This is a genomic window from Micromonospora sp. WMMC415, assembly GCF_009707425.1.
In the GTDB taxonomy this organism is placed as follows: Bacteria; Actinomycetota; Actinomycetes; order Mycobacteriales; family Micromonosporaceae; genus Micromonospora.
Genome location: NZ_CP046104.1, coordinates 1,597,127 through 1,617,352 on the forward strand (window position 1 = coordinate 1,597,127; position 20,226 = coordinate 1,617,352).

A 20,226-nucleotide genomic window follows, 5' to 3' on the forward strand; every position below is an offset into this window, starting at 1 on the left:
CCGCCGGGGCGGGCGGCCCGACGCGCCGCGTCGGCTCCGGTCATAGGATCAGCGGCATGACTCCGGAGGAGGTCGGCCAGCGGCTGGCCGCGCTGCTCGCGCCGGCCGAGGTCACCACGTCGGTCTCCGGCGGCCAGGAGCACGCCCGTGCCACGGTCGACGTGCCGCCGGCGAGCTGGCCCGACGCGCTGCGCGCGGCCCGCGACGACACCGAACTGGCCTGCGACTTCTTCGACTGGCTCTCCGCCGTCGACGAGCTCGCGGGCGGGTTCGACGTGGTCGCCCACCTGTGGTCCACCACCCGCCGGCACGGCCTCCTGCTGCGCACCCGGGTGCCCCGGGACGCGCCGGCGGTCCCCTCGGTGGTCCCCGTCTACCCGGGGGCGGCCTGGCACGAGCGCGAGACGCACGAGATGTTCGGCATCGACTTCGGGGGCCATGCCGATCTGAAGCCGCTGCTGCTGCCGCCGGAGTTCGAGGGGCACCCGCTGCGCAAGGAGTTCGTCCTCGCCTCCCGGGTCGCCAAGCCCTGGCCGGGTGCGAAGGAACCGGGCGAGTCGGAGGCCGGCGGGGGCCGCCGCCCGATCCGCCCGCCGGGCGTACCCGCCCCGGGCGAGTGGGGCACCACGCCCGCGCCCGCCGGGGCGGCCGGCGTCGGTGAGGGGCCGCGCGGCGGGGTGCCGGCCCGGCCGGCCCGGGAACGACCCGCGCGACCCGCGCCGGGCGCCCGCCCGGCGCGTACCCCTCGGCCCGACGGCCCGGCGCCCGCCGACCCGCGCGCGCCCGGCGCCGCCGCGGAGCCACCCGTCGAGGCCGGCGCTTCCCCGGCGCGGGGTGACCGGCCGGCCGGGACCGACACCGGTCCGCTGCCCGGCGCCACGGGTGGGCCCGGCGACGGTCCGGCGCGCTCGGGCCCGCCGGCCGACCGCCCGTCGCCGAGCGGACCGGCGGCGACCGAGCGGGCCGACGACGACGGAGGTACGACCTGATGCCGCTCTGGGTTGAGCTGCTGCTACGGGTGGGCGGGGTGGTGGTCGCCTTCCTCACCCTGCCGCTGCTCGTCGGTCAGGCCGAGCACAAGGTGATGGCCCACATGCAGGGGCGCCTCGGCCCGATGTACGCCGGCGCCTTCCACGGCTGGGCGCAGCTCGTCGCCGACGGCGTGAAGTTCGTGCAGAAGGAGGACGTGACGCCCCGCGAGGCGGACCGGCCGGTGTTCCGGCTCGCCCCGGTCGTCGCCCTGGTGCCGTACCTGCTGGTGCTGCTGGTCATCCCGCTCGGGCCGGGCGACCTGGTCGGGCAGCCGCTGGACATCGGGCTCTTCTTCGTCCTGGCCGTGGTCGGCGTCGGCGTGGTGGCGGTGCTGATGTCCGCGTGGGCGTCGGCCAACAAGTACAGCCTGCTCGGCGGGCTGCGCGGTGCCGCCCAGCTGCTCGGCTACGAGCTGCCGCTGGTGCTCGCCGCCGCGTCGGTGGCGATGGCGGCCGGCACGCTCAGCCTGCCCGGCATCGTCGAGGCGTGGCAGCCGTGGTGGCTGCTCTGGCAGGCCCCCGCCATGATCATCTTCTTCGTGGCCGGGCTCGCCGAGATCCGGCGGCCGCCCTTCGACATGCCGATCGCCGACTCGGAGCTGGTCTTCGGCTACCTGACCGAGTACACCGGGCTGCGGTTCGCGTTCTTCCTGCTCGCCGAGTACGTGGGGATCGTGGTGATCGCCGCGTTGACCACGGTGCTGTTCCTCGGCGGCTGGCAGGGCCCGTTCGCCGACGCGCAGCTCGGCTGGCTCTGGACGCTGCTGAAGGTCTTCGCCGTCAGCTTCGTCATCATCTGGCTCCGGGTGAGCTACCCGCGCCTGCGCGAGGACCAGCTCCAGCGCCTGTGCTGGCTGGTCCTGGTCCCCGCGTCCCTGGCCCAGCTGGTCCTGACGGCGGCGGTCCGCGTCGCCCTGTAAGGAAGGGCCCCCTGTTAACGCCTGCGGTAGGGAAAGGGTCCCTTCCCAACACCTCAGCGCAGCGGGGTGTGGGCGGGGTCGACGCGTTCCGTCACCGGCGGCGGGGGCGGGGGAGTGCCGTCGCCGAAGGGGCGACCGCCGAGTTCCTCGCGGTTGTGCGGCGTCAGCCAGTTCGACAGGTCGGGGCCGAGCGGGACCACACCGGTCGGGTTGATGTCGCGGTGCACCTCGTAGTAGTGCCGCTTGATCTCGTCGAAGTCGATCGTGTCGCCGAAGCCGGGCGTCTGGAACAGGTCCCGCGCGTACGCCCACAGCACCGGCATCTCGGTCAGCTTGCTCCGGTTGCACTTGAAGTGGCCGTGGTACACCGGGTCGAAGCGCGCCAGCGTCGTGAACAGCCGCACGTCCGCCTCGGTGATCGTGTCCCCCACCAGGTAGCGCTGCCCGGCCAGCCGGTCGCTCAGCCAGTCCAGCCGGTCGAACAGCCGTCGGTACGCCTTGTCGTACGCCTCCTGACTGCCGGCGAAGCCGCAGCGGTAGACGCCGTTGTTGACGTCGGCGAAGACCACCTTGTTGACCTCGTCGATCTCGTCCCGCAGCCGCTCCGGGTAGAGGGCGGGTGCCCCGTCACGGTGGTACGCCGTCCACTCCGTCGACAGGTCCAGGCTCATCTGCGCGTAGTCGTTGGTCACCACCTGCCCGGTCGGCACGTCGACCAGCGCCGGCACGGTGATGCCCCGGTCGTACCCGGGGAAGCGCTTGAAGTACGCGTCCGCCAGCCGTTCGATGCCGAGCACCGGGTCCCGCCCACCCGGGTCCAGGTCGAACGTCCAGCTCCGCTTGTCGTGCGTCGGGCCGGCCAGCGCCAGGGAGATGGCGTCCTCGAGGCCGAGCAGCCGCCGGACGATGACCAGCCGGTTGGCCCACGGGCAGGCGCGGCTGGCGGCCAGCCGGTACCGTCCCGGCTCCACCGGCCAGCCGTCGCGCCCGTCGGCGGTGATCCGGGTGGCGATGTAGCGCTGGTCCCGGGTGAACTCGCCGCCCGGCTCGACGTACTTCCCGCCGGTGCGCATGAGCACCTCTTCGTTGCTGGCCGCCGCCGTACCCTCGGTCACGCCGTCTCCTCCGATGTCCGCGAGTCCTCGTCCCATCATGGCCGCCGCCGGGCCGGCGGGCGCGCCGACCGCGCGGATCGCCCGCCCCGGATCACGGCACCGACCCCCGGGTGGTGGTCGCGCGCGCCGGGGGCACAGGGCAGGATGGTCGGCATGAGCGACCCCAGCGAGCGCACTGACGCCGGCGAGCGCGGCCTGCCCGGGGCGGGCCTGGTCAAGGGGCTCGCGGTCACGTTGAAGACGATGACCCGCCGCTCGACCACCCAGCAGTACCCGGATGTCGCCCCCGAGCTGCCGCCGCGTTCCCGCGGGGTGATCGCACTGCTCGAGGAGAACTGCACGGTCTGCATGCTCTGCGCGCGCGAGTGTCCGGACTGGTGCATCTACATCGACTCGCACAAGGAGGAGGTGTCGGTGCCCGGCGCCGCCCGCCCCCGCCAGCGCAACGTGCTCGACCGGTTCGACATCGACTTCTCGCTCTGCATGTACTGCGGCATCTGCGTCGAGGTCTGCCCGTTCGACGCGCTCTACTGGTCGCCGGAGTTCGAGTACGCCGAGTACGACATCAAGGATCTCCTGCACGACAAGGACCACCTCGGGCAGTGGATGGGCAGCGTGCCGCCGCCGCCCGCGCACGATCCGAACGGTGAGCCGGCCAAGGAGGAGAGCGCCGCCGCGCGCAAGGCCGCGGTCCCGGCGAGCCCCGCCGCCCGTCCGGCCGTCCCGGCGGTACGCCCCGAGCCCGGTCCCGCCGGAGACGCCACCGGCGACGGGGAAGGCGCCGCGTCGTGACCGCCGCGGACGTGCTGCTGCTCGCCCTGGGCGCGGTGGCGGTCGGCTCCGGTGTCCTGGTGGTCGCCACGAAACACCTGGTCCGAGCCGGCCTCTACCTGGTGGTCTGCCTCGGTGCGGTGGCCGGGATCTACCTGGTGCTCACCGCCGAGCTGGTGGCCTGGGTGCAGGTGCTGATCTACGTCGGTGCCGTGGTGGTGCTGCTGCTGTTCGCGGTGATGCTGACCCGCGCCCCGATCGGCGCCTCCGACGACCTGGACCGCCCGGGCTGGCCGGCCGCCCTGATCGGCGGCGGCACCGGGCTCGGGCTCGCCGCGCTGCTGGTCGACGCGTACCGGTGGTCGTCGGTGGAGCTGCCCGCGCCGGGCACCGCGGGCCGCATCGGCGACCAGATCTTCCGCAGCTGGGTGCTGCCGTTCGAGGTGCTGTCGGTGCTGCTGCTCGCGGCCCTGGTGGGGGCGATCATCCTGTCCCGGCCGGACATCGGCCGCCCGCCGGGCGACCGGGCCGCCGGCAGCGGCCGCTCCGGCGTCCCGTCCGGCCGCACCGACGCCGCACCGGCCGTCGGGGACGGGCGGTCGCGATGAGGCCGGTCATCCCGTACGTCACCGCCGCGCTGCTGTTCGGTCTCGGCGTGTACGGCGTGCTCCGCCGCCGCAACGCGGTCCTGGTGCTGATGGCGGTCGAGCTGATGCTCAACGCGGTGAACCTGGTCCTGGTCACCGCCGACACCACGGTCCGGTCGGAGCTGCCGCACGGCGGTCAGGTCTTCGCGCTGTTCGTGATCGTGCTGGCCGCCGCCGAGGTGGGCGTCGGGCTGGCCATCGTGCTCCAGCTGTACCGGCTGCGGGCCAGCGTCGCCGTGGACGAGGTGCCGCTGACCGAGCCGCCGGCCCCGGCCGGCGCCGGCCGGATCGGGGCGCAGCGGTGAGCACACCCGTCCTGCTCGGCGCGCTGCTGCCCGCCGTACCCCTGGTGGCCGGCCTGCTCGGCCTGCTTCTCCCACCCGCGCCGCGTCGCGTGGCGGCCGGTGAGGCGCCGGCGCGGCGGGTCGCCGTCGCGCTCGGCGTGGCCGGCGCCGCGACCTCCCTGCTGCTGGCGCTGGCGCTGCTGGCCACCCTCGACCGGCAGACCGAGGCCTCCTGGACCTGGGTCGACCTCGGCGGGCTGACCGTCTCCCTGGGCGTCCGGCTCGACGGGGCGGTGGCGCTGGTGGCGGTCGCGGTCGCCGCCGTGGCCCTCGCGGTGCAGGTCTACTCGATCGGCTACCTCAAGCGCGGCCCGCACGACGACGTCGACGTCGACCACCGCTACCCGCCGTACGCGGCGCAGGTCAGCCTCTTCACCGCCGCGATGCTGCTGGTGGTGGTCTCCGGCGACCTGATCCTGCTGCTGGTGGGCTGGGAGGTGATGGGCATCTGCTCGTACCTGCTGATCGCCCACGACCGCCGGCTGCCGGAGGCGCCCGCCGCCGCGATGAAGGCGTTCCTGGTCACCCGGGTGGGTGACGTCGGCTTTCTGCTCGGCATCGCGCTGCTCGGCGTCTCCGCCGGCAGCTTCCGGATCGCCGACGTGCTCAACCACGACCACCCCACCGGGACGCTCACCGCCGCCTGCCTGCTCCTGCTCGCCGGGGTGGCCGGCAAGAGCGCCCAGTTCCCGCTGCACACCTGGTTGCCGGACGCGATGGCCGGCCCCACCCCGATCTCCGCGCTGATCCACGCCGCGACGATGGTGGCGGCCGGCGTGTACGTGGTCGCCCGCCTGTACCCGCTCTTCGCGCAGGCGCCGGTCACGCTGGCCGTTCTCGGCGTCCTGGCCTCGGTGACCCTCCTGCTCGGCGCGCTCGCCGCCACCGCGCAGGACGACCTGAAACGCGTGCTCGCCTGGTCGACGGTCTCCCAGATCGGCTACATGACCGGCGCCCTCGCGGTCGGCGCGCCCGAGGCGGCGCTGTTCCACCTGCTCACCCACGCCGCCTTCAAGGCGCTGCTCTTCCTCGCCGCCGGCGCCGTGATCCACGCGGTCGGCACCACCCTGATGTCCCGGATGGGCGGCCTCCGGCGCACGATGCCGGTGACCTTCTGGTGCACGGTGATCGGCCTGGGCGCGCTGGCCGGGCTGCCGCCGCTCGCCGGTTTCTTCAGCAAGGACGGCGTCCTGTACGCGGCGGAGCAGGCCGCCCTGCACGGCGCCGGCCCGACCGCCGCCTGGGTCGGCTGGCTGGTCTGGCTCGCCGGGCTGGTCGGCGTCGCGGTCACCGCCTGGTACGCCACGCGGCTCCTGCTGCGCACGTTCCTCGGCGAGGCCCGCACCCCGCTGGTCGAGCCGCACGACCCGCCCGCGGTGATGCGCTGGCCGGTGCTGCTGCTCGCCGTCCCGGCCGCCCTGCTCGGCCTGGCCGGGTTCGCCGGGGCGTTCGCCGAGCGGCTCCGGCCGGTGCCGCCGGCCACCCGGGAGCCGTCCGACCTGCTGCCGGCCGAGCCGCTGGTTCATTTCAGCCCGGCGGTGCTGCTTCCGCTCGCCCTGCTGGTGCTCGGTGCGGGGCTCGCCTGGGCGCGCTGGCGGCGGAACCCGGCCGGCGACCCGGCCGCCACGCTGGGTCCGCTCCGGCCGCTGTTCGCCCGCGCGTTCCGGCTCGACGACGTCCAGCACACCCTCGTCGTACGGCCGGCGACCGCGCTCGCCGTGGCCACGCGTACCGCCGACGAGGTGGTGGTGGACGGCGCGGTCACCGGCAGCGGCCGGGCCGTGCTCGGCCTCGGCGGCGGGCTGGCCGCGCTGCACCGGGCCGCGCTGCCGCGGGCCGCCGCCGGCGTGCTCGCCGGCGCGCTGCTGATCGGGCTGGCCGCCGCCCTGATCGGAGGCGTGGCGTGAGCGCGAGGAGTGAGCCGGGGTTGCGAGCCCCGCAGTCGCGAACTGAGGTGGCACCGTGAGCGCGAGGAGTGAGCCGGGGTTGCGAGCCCCGCAGTCGCGGACGAAGGTGGCGCGGTGATCCTCGGTGAGTTCCTGCTGGTCGCGGTGCTGGCGGTGCCGGCGCTCGGCGCGGCCGCGGTGGCGGCGATCCCGCACGACCGGGCGGCCCGGGTGGTCGGCGTGGTGGCCGCCGCGCTGACCCTGCTCGTGGCGGTGCCGCTGCCCGTCGGCCGCGAACGCGGCTGGTTCGCCTACGCGCCGCTGCCGCCCTCGCCGGAGGCCGCGGTGGCCATCCACCCGTGGCACCAGGTCGACGCGCCCTGGGTGCCCGGCCTGGACCTGCGCTTTCACCTCGGCGTCGACGGGATCTCCTGGCCACTGGTGGTGCTGACCGCGCTGCTCACCCTGCTCTGCTGCTACTACACCCTCTGGAAGGTGCCGGAGGGCGGCAGCGGCCGGGCCCTGGTCGCGCTGCTGCTGGTGATCGAGGTCGGCATCCTCGGCACCTTCCTCGCCTTCGACCTGGTGCTGTTCTTCGTCTTCTTCGAGGTCGTCCTCCTGCCCATGTACGCGGTCATCGCCGGCTGGGGCGGGCCGGACCGGCGGCGGGCGGCGCGGAAGTTCGCCCTCTACACCCTGTTCGGTTCGGTACTGCTGCTGGTCGGCGTCTTCGTGGTGGTCGCCGCCACCGGCACGGCGGACCTCCTGGCGCTCACCGGCAGCGCCGGGATGTCCCGGGGCACGCAGCTCGCCGCGTTCACGCTGCTGGCGCTCGCCTTCGCGGTGAAGAGTCCGCTGTGGCCGCTGCACTCCTGGCTGCCCGACGCGCACACCCAGGCACCCACCGTCGGCAGCGTCATCCTCGCCGGGGTCCTGCTGAAGATGGGCACGTACGGGCTGATCCGCATCGCGGTCGGTGTCGCGCCCGAGGGCGCCCGCTGGGCCGCGCCGGTGCTCGGGGTGCTCGCCGTCGCGGCGATCCTGGTCGGCGGGCTGGTCTGCCTGGCGCAGACCGAGCTGAAGCGGCTGATCGCGTACTCCAGCGTCGGGCACATGGGCTTCGTGCTGCTCGGGATCGCCACGCTCACCGCCACCGGTCTCCAGGCGGCCCTGATCGGCAACGTCGCGCACGGCGTGATCACCGGCCTGTTGTTCTTCCTGGCCGGTGCCGTCAAGGACCGTACGCACACCGGCGATCTGGGCGACCTGTCCGGGCTGCGGGAGACCGCTCCCCGGCTGGCCGGGCTGCTCGGCTTCGCCGCCGTCGCCTCGCTCGGGCTGCCCGGGCTCGCCGGCTTCTGGGGGGAGGCGTTCGCCGTGGTGGCCGCGGTGCAGGTCGGTGGGGCGCTGTGGACCACGCTCGCCGCTCTCGCGGCGGTCGGCGGGGCGCTCACCGCCGCGTACTTCCTCCGGTTGCTGCGTCAGGTCACCCACGGGCGGCCCAGTCCCGCCGTCGCGCGGCTCACCCCGGGCCTGGCCGGCGCGGAGCTGGCCGCCTGGGCGCCGCTGGTGCTGCTCGCGCTCGCCGTCGGCCTCGCCCCGACGCTGGTGCTCGGCGTCGCCGAGGCCCCGGTCACCGCCCTGTTGGAGGTCCTTCCGTGAGCGCGAGGAGTGAGCTCGCGAGCCCCGCGGTGGCGAACATCGCGGAGACCGTGAGCGTGGTGCAGAGCGTCGACAACGTGGCGCTGCTCCCGGCGTACCTGGCCGCCGGCACCGCCGTGCTGGTGCTGCTCGCCGACCTGCTGGTCGCCCGCACGCGGGTCACCGTGGCGGCCGCCGCGCTGGGCGCCACCGCCACGGTGGTCGGTGCCGTGCTCGTCGGGTCCGGTGGTGAGCGCCGCACGTTCTGCGTGGGCTCCGACTGCTCGTACGTCTTCGGCGGCCGGGCCGCCCTGGTCGCCGTGGTCGTCGCGCTGCTCACCCTCGGGGTGCTCGGCTTGTCCGGGCCGCTGCTGCGGGCCGGGACGTCGCCGGCCGGGGAGTACTGTTTCCTGCTCGCCGCGTCGATGACCGGGGGCGTGGTGCTCGGGGCGGCGGGTGACCTGATCACCCTGGTCGTGGCCCTGGAGACCCTGACCCTGCCGCTGTACGTCCTGGTCGGGCTGCGGTGGGGGAGCCTGGCCAGCATCGAGGCGGCGGTGACGTTCTTCGTGGTGAGCGTGGTGGCGACCACGCTCACGCTGCTCGGCGCGGCCCTGCTCTACGCGGCCACCGGGGCGCTGCACCTCGGGCGGCTCGGGGCGCTGTTCGCGGAGCGGCCGGAGCTGCTGGACCTGCCGCTGACCACCGCCGCCGTCGCCCTGGTCGTGCTGGGGCTGGCGTTCAAGGTGGCGGCGGTGCCGTTCCACGCCTGGGCGCCCGCCACGTACGACGGCGCGCCGCTGCCGGTGGCCGCGTACCTGTCGACGGCCTCGAAGCTCGGCGGGGTGGTGGCCCTGCTGGCCGTGGTGCAGCGCGCGCTGCCGGCGGAGGTCACCGGCCCGGTGCTCGCCCTGCTCGCGGTGCTCACGATGACCGTGGGCAACCTGGTGGCGCTGCGTCAGCGGCGCACCGTCCGGCTGCTCGCCTGGTCGTCGGTGGCCCAGGCCGGTTACGTCCTCGCCCCGCTCGGCGCGCTGGCCCTGGCCGCGGGCCGCACCGACGACGCCCGGGCCGTCGCGTACGCGGCCGCCGTCGCGTACGCCGTCTTCTTCGTGGTCCTGGAGCTGGGGGCCTTCGCGGCCGTCGTGGCGCTGCGCCCGTCCGGCGCGGACGGCGGCACGCTCGACGACCTGCGTGGCGCGGCCCGCCGGCGGCCCTGGCCGGCGGTGGCGCTCGCGCTGGCGCTGGTCGGCCTCGCCGGGCTGCCGCCGGGGCTGGCGGGGCTGTTCGCGAAGGTGACCGTGGTCCGGTCGCTGCTCGACGGCGGCGCCGGCTGGCTCGCCCTGGTGGTGGCGGTCAACGCGGTGATCGGTCTCGCCTACTACCTGAAGGTTGCCGCCGCGCTCTGGGCCGAGCCGGTGCCCGTCGCCGGTCCGTCGGCCGGGTCGGCGCCCGGCGAGCGGGTGACGCCCGACCCCTCGCCGGCCGATTCGGCACCGGCCGGGCGGGCCTGGGCGGTGGCGGCGGTGCTGGCGGTAGCGACGGCGGCGGCCCTGGTGCTCGGCGTCGCGCCGCAGCTCGTCCTCGACCTCGCCGCCCGCTGACCCGGCGCGGCCGGCGGCCGCACCGGGCGCGCTCCCAGCCATTTCACAGCCATACGACGGATGGTTGACGGGTACCGGTGGTGTTGAACCGGTCAGCGGATCCCCTCGATCCGCGCACCGAAGGAGTGATCGTGCACCACAACCGTCTGAAGACCGCCGCGCTGCTCGGCCTGCTCACCGCGTTGATCCTGGCGGTGGGCTACTGGTTCGGCGGCAGTGGCGGCCTGGTCATCGCCGTCGTCCTCTCGCTGGTGATGAACGGCGTCAGCTACTTCTTCTCCGACAAGCTCGCGCTGCGCGCGATGCGGGCGCAACCGGTCAGCGAGGCACAGTTCCCCGAGCTGTACCGGATGGTGCGGGAACTGGCCACCGAGGCCCGGCAGCCGATGCCGCGCCTGTACATGAGCCCGACGTCCCAGCCCAACGCGTTCGCGACCGGTCGTAACCCGCAGAACGCCGCTGTCTGCGTCACGCAGGGGATCGTCGAGATCCTCGACTACCGCGAGCTGCGCGGTGTGATCGGGCACGAACTGTCGCACGTCTACAACCGCGACATCCTCATCTCCAGCGTGGCGGCCGGCCTGGCCGGCATCATCACCGCGCTGGCGAACCTGGCGTTCTTCATCCCCCTCGGCGGCGGGGACGACGAGGACGCCCCGAACCCGGCGGTCCTGCTGCTGACCATCATCCTGGGCCCGATCGCGGCCACGCTGATCCAGCTCGCGATCAGCCGCAGCCGGGAGTTCCAGGCGGACGCCTCCGGCGCCCAGCTCACCCGGGACCCCCTGGCGCTGGCCAGCGCCCTCAAGAAGATCCACCGGGGGACGCAGCTGCGACCGCTGCCGCCGCAGGGTCAGCTCACCAGCACCGCCCACCTGATGATCGACAACCCGTTCAAGGGCGGGGGTGTGGCGGCGCTCTTCTCCACCCACCCCCGGATGGAGGAGCGGGTCGCCCGGCTGGAGCGGATGGCCGCCAGTTCGGGCCCGGTCCAGTACCGCTGATCCACCGACATTCCGCACCCCGCGTCCGCACCGGGCGCGGGGTGCGGCCGGGTCCGGGGTAGGCGATAACACGTTTCTCGTCAGGCTCGCCGGCGTTAGGGTCGAGACGGCTCCCACTCATTACATTCCGGAGGTCGACCGTGGCCGCACTGCGCCAGTACCTGGGCGTCTGGCGGATCCCCGGTGCGCCGATGCTGCTGGTCACCGGCATCCTCGGTCGGCTCGGGATCGGCATGACGCCGCTGGCGCTGCTGCTCGTCGTCGAGCAGGTCACCGGCCGCTACTCCCTCGCCGCCGTCGCCGGCGGCATCTACGCCCTGTCCGGTGCCGCGCTCAGTCCGGTCGCCGGGCGGATCGCCGACCGGGTCGGCCCGGGCCCGGTGCTGCTCGGTACCGCCGTCGCCCACCCGCTGGCCCTGCTCGCGCTGCTCTGGGCGGCCCGCACCGAGTCGGTCGGCCTCGCCGTCGTCTTCGTCGCCGCCGGCCTGGCGGGCGCCACCTACCCCCCGTTGACGGCCGCGATCCGGGGCGCCTGGAACGACCTGACCGCACCGGCCACCGGCCGGTGGCACCTGCGCAACACCGCCCTGGCGGCCGAGACCACCCTGTTCGAGCTGGTCTTCGTGCTCGGCCCGCTGCTGGTCGCCGGGTTCGTGCTGCTCGCCGACGCCGGCGCCGCCCTGATCGGCGCTGCCGTGGTGACCTTCGCCGGCACCACCGCCGTGGCACTCGGCCGGGTCATGCGCGGCTGGCGGCCGCACCCGAGCGAGCACCGCACCAGAGGGCTCGGCCCGCTGCGCGTCGCCGGCTTCCCCGCCCTGCTGGTCTGCGTGGCGAGCCTCGGCATCGCCTTCGGCGCGGCGGGCGTCATCGTGCCGGCCTTCGCCACCGACTACACCGCCGACGACCCGGACAGCCTCGCCGGCCTCCTCCTGGCCGTCTGGGGCATCGGCAGCGCCCTCGGCGGCCTGTGGTTCGGCACGCGCCGCCCGGCGAGCGCCATGAGCCGGCAGTTCGCCCTGCTCCTCGCGGCCGTCGCGGCCAGCTTCGCCGTGTTCGCGGTGATGCCCACCCCGGCCGCGCTGGGCACCGCCCTGGTGATCGGCGGGGCCACCATCGCGCCCGCGCTCACCCTGGAGAACACCCTGGTCGGGCGGATCTCGCCGACCAGCATGCTGAACGAGGCGTACACCTGGGTGGTGACCATGTCGGTCGGCGCGAGCGCGGCCGGTGGCGCGGTCGCCGGCCTGATCGTCGACCACGCCGGCGGCGTGCCCTGGGCGTTCCTGTTCGCGGGGGCGGCCGTCGCCGTCGGGGCCGTGGTCGCGGGCCTGCCCGCCGGCCCCGTCGCCCGCGCGGAGGCCGACGCGGTACGCACCGAGCAGCCCGTCCCCGCGTGACCCGCGCCGGTACGGGTACACCATCCGGATGTTCGTCTTCTTCTCGAACCGGATCGGCTGCCTGGGCTCGCTGCTCATCAGCGCGGTCCTCACGGTGATCCTGCTGCTCGTCTTCGCCACCTGAGCGGTCAGTCCTGGATGACCTCCGGCTCGGTGCACTCGTCGAACATCACGACCGCAACGGAGAGAACCGGGTCCGTGCAAACCAAGCGGTACACCTCGCGTGGGCCGAAATCGTCCTCTCGCGTGTCGACGACGACAGTGACATGCTCGTCCCCGCCCGTCGTGTACGACTTGCGGATGGGGTCGCCTTCGGTGGTGGGACGGGTCTCGGCGAGCCTTGCCGGCCGCCCGTCCAGGACGGCCTCGCGTAGACAGTTGAGGGCGGACACCGGTAGGTGCTCACCCTGGCCGAGGTCGAACGTGCCGCAGTCCACTGCCACCGCCGGTGTCGCGGGAGGCGTTGTGGCGGGCACCCCGGGGGACCGGTCCGGCCGGAGTCCGGCGACGAGGGTCGTCCCCAGCGCGGCCACCGCCAAACCCACGCCGGCGGCGGCCCGTCGGCGGGCACGGCGGGCGTGTCCCCGAGCGACCGCGTTAGCGGTCAACGACGCCACGTCCACCTCCCCCGTGGCGCGCTCCCGCAGGGTCTCGCTGATGCGCTGTTCGATGTCGGTCATGGCCGGCTCCTCGGGATCTGGAGGGCGTCGAAGCGGGCGCGGAGGCTGGCGATTCCTCGCATGGCGTGGGTGCGTACGGTCACCGGCGAGCAGTCGAGGATGTCGGCGATCCGGGTGTCGTCCAGGTCCTCGTAGTACCGCAGCACCAGCACAGCCCGCTGGCGGTCGGGCAGCGCCACGATCAGTCGCCAGATCTCGTCCCGGGCGGCGGTGTCGCCACCGATGTCCTCCCGCCGAGCCGTCTCGGTGACAGCGGCGACGCTGACCTCGTGGCTGGCCCGGCGGCGCCACCAGCTGATGTTCGCATTGACCAGCATTCGGCGGATGTAGACGTCCGGATCGTCGACACGGTTTATCCGACGCCAGCGGGCCCACGCCCTGGCCAGCACCTCCTGAACCAGGTCTTCAGCCCGGTGCGGGTCGCCGGTCAGCAACCGGGCCAGTCGGACCAGCGCAGACCCGCGGCTGGCCACGTACTCCTCGAACGTCACACCCATAGGACGCCGTGACGGCCGGCCGTGTTGACAGGTGCGGGTGGAAATGTGAGCGCACCCCCGCCCGGCCCGATTAGCATCGACCGCCGGTACGGCGGCGGAGGCGGTGCGCGGTGGAACTGATGGCGTTCGGATCGCCGCATGCGGCGAGCGTGGCCGGCTGGGCCCGGTCGGCCGAGGAGACACGGCGCTGGTGCTCCCGGGACGAGGTGACACCCGAGGTGGTCGCCGGCTGGTCCGCCGCCCCCGACGTGGTCGCGTACGTCGCCGTCGTCGACGGTGAGCCGGTCGCGTACGGCGAGCTGTGGCTCGACGACGAGGAGGCCGAGGTCGAGTTGGCGCGCCTGATCGTCGCGCCCGCGTACCGCGGTCGGGGGCTCGGCCGGGAACTGGTCGGCCGCCTGACCGCGGCGGCCCTCCGCCACCACCCGGCCGTGTTCATGAGGGTGCACCCGGACAACGAGCCGGCGCTGCGCTGCTACGCCGGCGCGGGGTTCGTGCCGGTGCCCGCCGAGCAGGCCGCGGAGTGGAACGCCGGGCAGCCGGTCCCGTACGTCTGGCTCCGCCACGCGGACGGCGCCTGACCGCTCAGCCGGCTCCGGTCATCTCCGGCCCCGCACCGACGCCACCCGGCAACCGTGCGAGCGCGGCTGCCGGTCCGATGACGTAGCGCAGGGCGATCGCTCGGTATGGCGCCCATTGCAGGCTGGGGGCGCGGGACCATTGCCGTGCCGTCCGGGCGCCGGGCCGTAGGGGGCGCTGTGCCGTCCGCGGCTCGCGTGAGGTCGGACAGGTGCGCCCCCCGGGGTGGGGGGTGGGTGTCGTCGTCCTCGGCGGGCTGCTCCCCGAGTGGCGGCAACTCCACACCCGGCCTGGGTAATGCGGGAAGGGGTAGTCGCAGCCGGATCCTGGATCGAAAAGGACAAACCTCATGCGTGGTGAGCGCTGACCCGTGCGGCGAGGTCAGGCCCACTGAGCTCGGGGCGTCGGCGGCTGGATCCGGGCTGCGATCATGGTCATGTGCTGTCCTGGACCCGGCCGTACGACGATCGGATGCGTCTCTTCACCGGCACACTCGCGGTGCTCGGTACGGTGCTCTTCGCGTTCATCGCCTTCGGGATGGCCGCCCGCTGGCGGCAGGTTCCGTCGGATGTGGCGTTGGCCTTCACCGGATTTGCGGCGGTATGGCTCACCTTCGCATGGCGGCTTCACCGCACCGCCCTCGTGGTGAGCCGATCGGGGGTTCGGGTGCGCTGGCTGTGGCGAACGCGCACCGTCCCGTGGGAGCAGATTCGAGGGTTCCACAGCGGTCCCGATTGGCTGGTTCCGGAACGGCTCTGGCTGCGGCTCCGCGACGGAACCAAGGTTCGGACGCCGGTTCGGAGACGCCGCACCACCGTCTACCGCCTTCGCGACGGCGGCACGGCTCTCGCGTCTGAACGCTACGAAGAGCTGTTTGCCGATCTCGAAAGATGGAAAGCGGAGGTTGCTCGTCAAGCCCACCCGGCAGTCGGTCGCGCTGGCCGTCACCAGGCCGGCAGAGGCCCGTCGTGACGACCAACAACGACCACAGCTGACGACATCTGCTCAGGTGGCCAGGCGTGTTCGACCAGACCACCAGGCTGGCGAAGTGTCCTTACCGGTAGTTGGTGAACTGGAGCGCAACTCCGAAGTCCTCGCCCTTCAGCATGGCGATGACCGCCTGCAGGTCGTCCTTCTTCTTTCCGGTGACCCGGAGCTGGTCACCCTGGATCTGCGCCTGCACGCCCTTCGGGCCCTCGTCGCGGATCTTCTTGCTGATCGCCTTGGCCTTGTCCGAGTCGATGCCCTGGATGACCTTCGCGTCGATCTTGAAGACCTTGCCCGACGGCCGCGGGTCGCCGGCGTCCAGTGACTTGAGCGAGATGTTCCGCTTGACCAGCTTCTCCTTGAAGACGTCGAGCGCCGCCCGCACGCGCTCCTCGGTCTCCGCCTGGAGACTGACCGCCTCCTCACCCGACCAGGAGATCTCGGCGCCGGTGCCCCGGAAGTCGAACCGCGTCGCGAGCTCCTTCTCGGCCTGCCGGAGGGCGTTGTCGACCTCCTGGCGGTCGACCTTGCTCACGATGTCGAACGACGGGTTGGCTGCCATGCTGATGCTCCTGTTGTCCGGGCGGTCTGTCCTGTTCCGTGTACCACTGACCAGCGGTACGACCCCTGACGGTACCCGGTTGCACCAGCGCCGGGGGGAGCCGCTATCCTTGCTTCCGCTGCCGCGTCACGACGCGGCGGGTGCCCTGGCGGGTTGCCCGAGCGGCCAATGGGAGCGGACTGTAAATCCGTCGCGAAAGCTACAGAGGTTCGAATCCTCTACCCGCCACCAGGGAACGGCAAGGCCCTTGACCTGCGGAAACGTAGGTCAGGGGCCTTCGTCGTCTCCCGTCGCAGTTGACCGCCCCTACCCCTGATCGACTGACAGGTCGGGCACGCAACGGGCACGGCCTGGAGGTCATCTTGGCGAAGTGGTGGGAACTGGCAATCCCAGTCGCCGGTACCCTGCTGGGCGCGGCCGTTGGCTCTGGTTCGCAGCTACTCCTGCGGAGGCGGCAGGAGCGGCACGAGCGAGCGATGCGCTTCGTGGATGAGAAGCTACGGGTATACAGCCGGGTTCTGACCTTGCAGGGGGAACTCGCCGCCGTGGAGCTCACCGCTACTGCTGCCATCAAAGCGGCTGAGCAGTACGACGACGTGGACGTCGCAGGGCTTCAAGATCCCGACGAACGCCGCGCTGCCCAAGCAGCGTTCGACAGGGCTGCGCGGGAATCACGCGAGGCGTATGAGCTGTCGGCGGAGTTAGTCCGGCTGGTCGACGCACTCCGAATCTGGGCGCCTCGGCCGGTCACAGAGGCGGCTGCGGCGTTGCGCAAGGCTCACCTGGAATCGTCACAGGCCGAGGTAGGGCGTGCGAGTGAGTTGCTGGTGAAGGCGATTCGCAATGACTTGATGATTGGCGACTGACACCTGAGCGGATCTCCTCGTCGGGCAGTCGTAGACCGTCCAGCCTCCCCTGGCGGGGACAAGGTGGAGCGTCCGGCTGGACGAACGACCTTGGCCCCGTCAGGTGAGGCTGGTAGCCCTTGTGGTGCCCGGCGAGGGGATCCGCGGCTGATCTCTGAGGAGGGCCGGGGTTCGGGGCGGAGCCCCCGAGGTCTTCTTGGTCCTGATCGCTCGCCAGTGTGGCCGGCCGGCCCGGCCGATGCCGGCCGAAGGTCGCCAGCAGGCCGGGGCCGGGCACACCTACCTGGCAATGGTGTCCGGCAGCCGGCCGGCAGCCGGCTGTCGTACTCCGCTTGATGCGTTACATCGGGGCTTCACTTGATGCGTGACACGATGCCCTGGCTCGTTGGCTACCCACTGTCGCGAAGCGGCCGGAGAGGCCCGGCGCATCCGCTTCTGGCGATGTGGGCGCGCCGGCCCCGTTGGTCAACGCAGCAAAGGCGACGTGATTTCAGTGCGATGGTCGGCACTGGCGGTGGCTGGAGGATGAAATGTGATAGTTGCGTCCTCAGCGGCGGTCGCGGCGTTGTTCATCGATACAGGTCGTCAGGAGCCTGAGGATCGTGACGAGGAGAGGCGAATGCTGGGCGCCTTCGGGTACAGCGGCGAAGATTTGTCGTTGCGGCCTTGGCTCGCTGAGTGCACGGATGGTGACCGCGGCCGGCAGGTCCCGCTGGGCGAGCCTGGGGATCAGCGCTACGCCGTGCCCGTGCGCGACCAGCTGAGCGAGTGCCTGCCAGTCATTCGTCCGGTGCGCGACGTTCGGGGTGAACCCCGCCGCCGCGCAGGCCGTGGTGGTGATGGCGCCGCAGCAGCCTTCTCCGTTACCGGTGATCCAGACGTCCTCTTCGACGTCCTTCAGCGTCAGCGTTTCCGCTGCGCACATGGGGTGGTTCCGCGGGAGCGCGAGGTCGAGTTCGTCTGGGCCGAGGTCGATGCGGTGGTAGCGCGGGTCGCCCGCGGCCGGAGAACCGGTGAAGTTGACGGCGAGCGCGACGTCGTAGCGCCCCGCGTCGAGCCCGTCGAACAGCGCCGGCGGTTCGGCTTCGCACAACAGGATTCTGACGTTGGGAATCTCGTGGCGGGCGCGGTCGAGGAGGAATGGGAGAAGTCCGGTGATTGCGGTGGAGAACGCGCCGATCGTGATGGTGCCGCGATCGCTGTCGTTCCACGAATCGAGTTCGTGGCGTGCACGCTCGATCGCAGCGAAGACGGTGTCGGCGTGAGCGAGTAGCGCTTGCCCCCGCGGGGTGAGTACCACCCGCCGGCCGACGGGTTGGAGTACGTCGAAGCCGACGTCTCGGGCGATCCTGGCGACCTGCTGGGACACCGCGGACGGGGTGAGGTGCAGTGCTTCGGCGGTGGCGGCGATGCTTCCGCGTTCCCGGAACTCTCGTAGTACGCGAAGTCGCCGCAGGTCATCCATGAAGTTGACGCTTAACGGTTTCATTCGCAGAGTTTAGCTTGACGTTACGCGTAATGCTGTCGAGGCTAGATTCATGCAATCTTGGGCAGGCGAGCGACCTGCGATCCGCCTCGGTATCTTAGGACTGGGTGCGATGGGCACCGAAATAATGGCCTCGGCGGTCACGCTTCCCGATTTCGCAGTTGTGTGCGCGTACGACGTTAGCCCTGCCGCCGTTGACCGTGCGCGGACGAGGCACCCGGACGTTTCGTTTGCCGCCAGCGCACAGGAGGTTGTGGAGTCTTCGAGCGTCGATGCCGTCTACATCGCCACTCCGCCAATGTTCCATACGGAGGCGGCGATCGCTGCGATGCGGGCCGGTAAGGCTGTCTTCTGCGAGAAGCCGCTGGCGATCAGCTTGGCCGATGGGCGGCGGATGGTCGCGGCGGCAGCCGAGTGGGGGGTCGCCGCAGCGGTGAACTTCGCGCTGTCGGACCGCAATGCCGTACTGCACCTTGAGCGGAGCCTGGCAGAGGGCGAGGTCGGCGAGGTCAGAGGGATCGAGGTTCGGTTATCCTTTCCGCGGTGGCCGCGGGACTTCCAGGCGGACGCGGCATGGCTCGCCGGCCGGGATCAGGGTGGGTTGGTTCGCGAGGTCTTGTCGCACTTCGTGTACCTGACCGATCGCCTGTTGGGCCCGCTCGATCCGGTCGAGGTCGGTGTCGACTTTCCGCTCGCCGATCCGCACGCGAGCGAGGTCGCCGCGCGTGGGTTCCTGCGTGCGGGCGGCGTGCCCGTTTATGTGTCGGCCTTCTCCGGCGTCGCCGGGCCCGAACTATACGAATGGATCCTATGGGGAACGCGTCGCTCGTACCTGCTCCGCAACTGGGGCGAGCTGCTCGCGTCCGAAGGTGGCGAATGGAAAACGGTGCATCTGACGCAACCACGGGGATCCGAGACGACCCGGCTTTCGCTGTTCGCCGACGCCGTTCGGGGTGGAAACCCGCGTTACCTTGCGGACTTCGCCACAGCCCTGAGGGTGCAAGAGGTAGTTGAAGCCTTCCATCACACCAACGTCGTGAGGCAGCGGTGCGAGCCGTCGAGGTGACCCGCTATGGCGAGCCGAGCGTGCTCACCCTGACGGAGCGTGAGCCGGATCCTCTGCCGGCCGGGCACGTTCGGGTGCACGTGGCCGCTGTCGGAGTCAACTTCATCGACGTGTACCAGCGCACCGGCGCCTATCCACGGCCACTGCCGTTCGTGTTGGGGGGTGAGGGCGCGGGGCGGGTCGTCGAGATCGGGCCCCAGGTCACCGGCTTCGAGATCGGCCAGCGGGTGGCATGGCAGGGTGTTCCCGGCTCCTACGCCGAGCAGGTGGTCGCGCCGGTGTGGCAGCTGATTCCGGTGCCAGACGGCGTGAGCGACGAGCAGGCCGCCGCCCTCCCGATGCAGGGGCTGACCGCGCACTACCTCGCGACCACTTCCTACCGGATCCAGCCGGGCGATCACGTCGTCATCCACGCCGGCGCGGGTGGCGTCGGGCTGTTGCTGACGCAGCTTGCGAAGCTGTTGGGCGCCAAGGTCTATACCACGGTGTCCACGAAGGAAAAAGCGGAGCTGTCCTTGGCCGCGGGCGCTGACGAGGTTGTCGGGTACGCCGACTTCGATCAGGTTGTGCGTCGCGGCACGAGCGGACTTGGTGCCGCCGCGGCCTATGACGGTGTCGGGCGGGCCACCTTCGAGAAGTCCCTCAGCGTGCTTGCCGTTCGCGGGTCGCTGGTGCTCTTCGGCCAGTCCAGCGGGCCGGTCCCGCCATTCGACCTGGCCCGGCTCGGTCAGTCGGGATCGCTGACCGTCACCAGACCGACATTGCGGGACTTCGTCGCTACGCCAGCCGAGTTACTCAGACGGTCGTCCGAGTTGTGGAGATGGTTGAGTGACGGGCGGCTTGAGGTGCATATCGGCCGCACGTTCCGTTTGACCGAGGCGTCGCTGGCGCACGAGGAGCTGCAAGCGCGCCGTACAACGGGGAAGGTCTTGCTGCTCCCGTGACTGATCGGTTTTTGAAGTCGCGCCGCGCGATGTAGGTCAGCGCGTCAGCCAAAGCAACGCGCACATCTGCCGTTGACCGCGCGCCTCTGATAAACCGCCGGAGCCTGACCGCGACGGTCGGGCGTACCCACATGTGGCGCCCTAGCCGAATCATGTCCTGGCACGAGAGCCGGCCTCGTCCTGGTGTCGGCGGTCG

The 20,226-nt window shown here is 72.2% G+C and carries 19 protein-coding genes, 1 tRNA gene and 2 pseudogenes; 16 read left to right on the forward strand and 6 right to left on the reverse strand.

The window, feature by feature from the left end; all coding sequences use genetic code 11:
- Positions 1-56 precede the first annotated feature (56 nt).
- Positions 57-728, forward strand: a pseudogene (locus tag GKC29_RS29860) (NADH-quinone oxidoreductase subunit C); the annotation flags it as partial.
- A gap of 260 nt (positions 729-988) precedes the next feature.
- Positions 989-1,951, forward strand: a complete 963-nt coding sequence (locus GKC29_RS07820) for a complex I subunit 1 family protein (protein ID WP_155330193.1) — start codon at positions 989-991, stop codon at positions 1,949-1,951.
- Between the two features lie 53 nt (positions 1,952-2,004).
- On the opposite strand, the gene GKC29_RS07825 is transcribed toward GKC29_RS07820, so the two are convergent.
- A complete protein-coding gene (locus GKC29_RS07825; RefSeq protein WP_370463320.1) occupies positions 2,005-3,066 on the reverse strand; it encodes a glutathione S-transferase family protein in 1,062 nt (353 codons plus the stop codon).
- Positions 3,067-3,210: 144 nt separating this feature from the next.
- Between GKC29_RS07825 and GKC29_RS07830 the strand changes: the two genes are divergently transcribed.
- The 8 genes from GKC29_RS07830 (at position 3,211) to GKC29_RS07865 (ending at position 12,363) form a co-directional block, all read left to right on the forward strand.
- Positions 3,211-3,858, forward strand: coding sequence for an NADH-quinone oxidoreductase subunit I (locus tag GKC29_RS07830; protein ID WP_155330194.1), 648 nt, complete (start codon positions 3,211-3,213; stop codon positions 3,856-3,858).
- The gene (locus tag GKC29_RS07835) at positions 3,855-4,445 is read left to right on the forward strand and encodes an NADH-quinone oxidoreductase subunit J (protein ID WP_155330195.1); all 591 of its coding nucleotides are present in this window, start codon (positions 3,855-3,857) and stop codon (positions 4,443-4,445) included. Before GKC29_RS07830 ends, GKC29_RS07835 begins: the two co-directional genes overlap by 4 nt.
- Positions 4,442-4,789, forward strand: coding sequence for an NADH-quinone oxidoreductase subunit NuoK (gene nuoK, locus GKC29_RS07840; RefSeq protein ID WP_155330196.1), 348 nt, complete (start codon positions 4,442-4,444; stop codon positions 4,787-4,789). Before GKC29_RS07835 ends, nuoK begins: the two co-directional genes overlap by 4 nt.
- Positions 4,786-6,735, forward strand: coding sequence for an NADH-quinone oxidoreductase subunit L (locus GKC29_RS07845; protein WP_155330197.1), 1,950 nt, complete (start codon positions 4,786-4,788; stop codon positions 6,733-6,735). Before nuoK ends, GKC29_RS07845 begins: the two co-directional genes overlap by 4 nt.
- A 114-nt stretch (positions 6,736-6,849) precedes the next feature.
- Positions 6,850-8,376: a NuoM family protein gene (locus GKC29_RS07850; RefSeq protein WP_155330198.1), complete on the forward strand. Its 1,527-nt coding sequence runs from the start codon at positions 6,850-6,852 to the stop codon at positions 8,374-8,376.
- Between the two features lie 50 nt (positions 8,377-8,426).
- Positions 8,427-9,959, forward strand: a complete 1,533-nt coding sequence (locus tag GKC29_RS07855; RefSeq protein WP_155334030.1) for an NADH-quinone oxidoreductase subunit N — start codon at positions 8,427-8,429, stop codon at positions 9,957-9,959.
- Between the two features lie 131 nt (positions 9,960-10,090).
- Complete coding sequence (gene htpX / locus GKC29_RS07860; protein WP_155330199.1) at positions 10,091-10,963, forward strand: zinc metalloprotease HtpX; 873 nt, start codon at positions 10,091-10,093, stop codon at positions 10,961-10,963.
- 140 nt (positions 10,964-11,103) lie between these two features.
- The gene (locus GKC29_RS07865) at positions 11,104-12,363 is read left to right on the forward strand and encodes an MFS transporter (protein WP_155330200.1); all 1,260 of its coding nucleotides are present in this window, start codon (positions 11,104-11,106) and stop codon (positions 12,361-12,363) included.
- Between the two features lie 28 nt (positions 12,364-12,391).
- Here GKC29_RS07865 and GKC29_RS30525 read toward each other — a convergent pair.
- From GKC29_RS30525 to GKC29_RS07875, 3 genes and pseudogenes are all read right to left on the reverse strand, one after another.
- Positions 12,392-12,490 (reverse strand): annotated as a pseudogene (locus GKC29_RS30525) (DUF1275 domain-containing protein); the annotation flags it as partial.
- Between the two features lies 1 nt (position 12,491).
- A complete protein-coding gene (locus GKC29_RS07870) occupies positions 12,492-13,043 on the reverse strand; it encodes a hypothetical protein (protein ID WP_155330201.1) in 552 nt (183 codons plus the stop codon).
- The gene (locus GKC29_RS07875; RefSeq protein WP_155330202.1) at positions 13,040-13,534 is read right to left on the reverse strand and encodes a SigE family RNA polymerase sigma factor; all 495 of its coding nucleotides are present in this window, start codon (positions 13,532-13,534) and stop codon (positions 13,040-13,042) included. The genes GKC29_RS07870 and GKC29_RS07875 overlap by 4 nt, the downstream gene beginning before the upstream one ends.
- Before the next feature lie 125 nt (positions 13,535-13,659).
- Between GKC29_RS07875 and GKC29_RS07880 the strand changes: the two genes are divergently transcribed.
- Entirely contained in the window at positions 13,660-14,121 is a 462-nt protein-coding gene (locus GKC29_RS07880) for an N-acetyltransferase (RefSeq protein ID WP_230688955.1), read from the forward strand.
- A gap of 469 nt (positions 14,122-14,590) precedes the next feature.
- Positions 14,591-15,091, forward strand: coding sequence for a PH domain-containing protein (locus tag GKC29_RS07885; protein WP_230688956.1), 501 nt, complete (start codon positions 14,591-14,593; stop codon positions 15,089-15,091).
- A gap of 82 nt (positions 15,092-15,173) precedes the next feature.
- On the opposite strand, the gene GKC29_RS07890 is transcribed toward GKC29_RS07885, so the two are convergent.
- Positions 15,174-15,668 carry a YajQ family cyclic di-GMP-binding protein gene (locus tag GKC29_RS07890; RefSeq protein ID WP_155330204.1) on the reverse strand — a complete coding sequence of 165 codons (495 nt, stop codon included), beginning with the start codon at positions 15,666-15,668 and terminating at the stop codon, positions 15,174-15,176.
- Positions 15,669-15,815: 147 nt separating this feature from the next.
- Here GKC29_RS07890 and GKC29_RS07895 point away from each other — a divergent pair.
- A tRNA-Tyr gene (locus tag GKC29_RS07895) sits at positions 15,816-15,899 on the forward strand.
- Between the two features lie 245 nt (positions 15,900-16,144).
- Entirely contained in the window at positions 16,145-16,534 is a 390-nt protein-coding gene (locus GKC29_RS07900) for a hypothetical protein (RefSeq protein WP_155330205.1), read from the forward strand.
- Positions 16,535-17,081: 547 nt separating this feature from the next.
- Here GKC29_RS07900 and GKC29_RS07905 read toward each other — a convergent pair.
- The gene (locus GKC29_RS07905; RefSeq protein ID WP_230688957.1) at positions 17,082-17,999 is read right to left on the reverse strand and encodes a LysR family transcriptional regulator; all 918 of its coding nucleotides are present in this window, start codon (positions 17,997-17,999) and stop codon (positions 17,082-17,084) included.
- A gap of 73 nt (positions 18,000-18,072) precedes the next feature.
- Between GKC29_RS07905 and GKC29_RS07910 the strand changes: the two genes are divergently transcribed.
- Positions 18,073-19,086: a Gfo/Idh/MocA family protein gene (locus GKC29_RS07910; RefSeq protein WP_155330207.1), complete on the forward strand. Its 1,014-nt coding sequence runs from the start codon at positions 18,073-18,075 to the stop codon at positions 19,084-19,086.
- Positions 19,068-20,030 carry a quinone oxidoreductase gene (locus GKC29_RS07915; RefSeq protein WP_155330208.1) on the forward strand — a complete coding sequence of 321 codons (963 nt, stop codon included), beginning with the start codon at positions 19,068-19,070 and terminating at the stop codon, positions 20,028-20,030. The genes GKC29_RS07910 and GKC29_RS07915 overlap by 19 nt, the downstream gene beginning before the upstream one ends.
- Positions 20,031-20,226: the final 196 nt, after the last annotated feature.

Excerpts from the sequence above, each read along its gene's own strand:
- GKC29_RS07820 (WP_155330193.1), top strand. The coding sequence starts at position 989 with ATGCCGCTCTGGGTTGAGCTGCTGCTACGGGTGGGCGGGGTGGTGGTC.
- GKC29_RS07910 (WP_155330207.1), top strand. The coding sequence starts at position 18,073 with ATGCAATCTTGGGCAGGCGAGCGACCTGCGATCCGCCTCGGTATCTTA.
- GKC29_RS07890 (WP_155330204.1), bottom strand. The coding sequence starts at position 15,668 with ATGGCAGCCAACCCGTCGTTCGACATCGTGAGCAAGGTCGACCGCCAG.
- GKC29_RS07885 (WP_230688956.1), top strand. The coding sequence starts at position 14,591 with ATGCGTCTCTTCACCGGCACACTCGCGGTGCTCGGTACGGTGCTCTTC.
- nuoK (WP_155330196.1), top strand. The coding sequence starts at position 4,442 with ATGAGGCCGGTCATCCCGTACGTCACCGCCGCGCTGCTGTTCGGTCTC.
- GKC29_RS07830 (WP_155330194.1), top strand. The coding sequence starts at position 3,211 with ATGGTCGGCATGAGCGACCCCAGCGAGCGCACTGACGCCGGCGAGCGC.
- GKC29_RS07880 (WP_230688955.1), top strand. The coding sequence starts at position 13,660 with ATGGCGTTCGGATCGCCGCATGCGGCGAGCGTGGCCGGCTGGGCCCGG.
- GKC29_RS07900 (WP_155330205.1), top strand. The coding sequence starts at position 16,145 with ATGCGCTTCGTGGATGAGAAGCTACGGGTATACAGCCGGGTTCTGACC.
- GKC29_RS07905 (WP_230688957.1), bottom strand. The coding sequence starts at position 17,999 with ATGGATGACCTGCGGCGACTTCGCGTACTACGAGAGTTCCGGGAACGC.
- GKC29_RS07870 (WP_155330201.1), bottom strand. The coding sequence starts at position 13,043 with ATGACCGACATCGAACAGCGCATCAGCGAGACCCTGCGGGAGCGCGCC.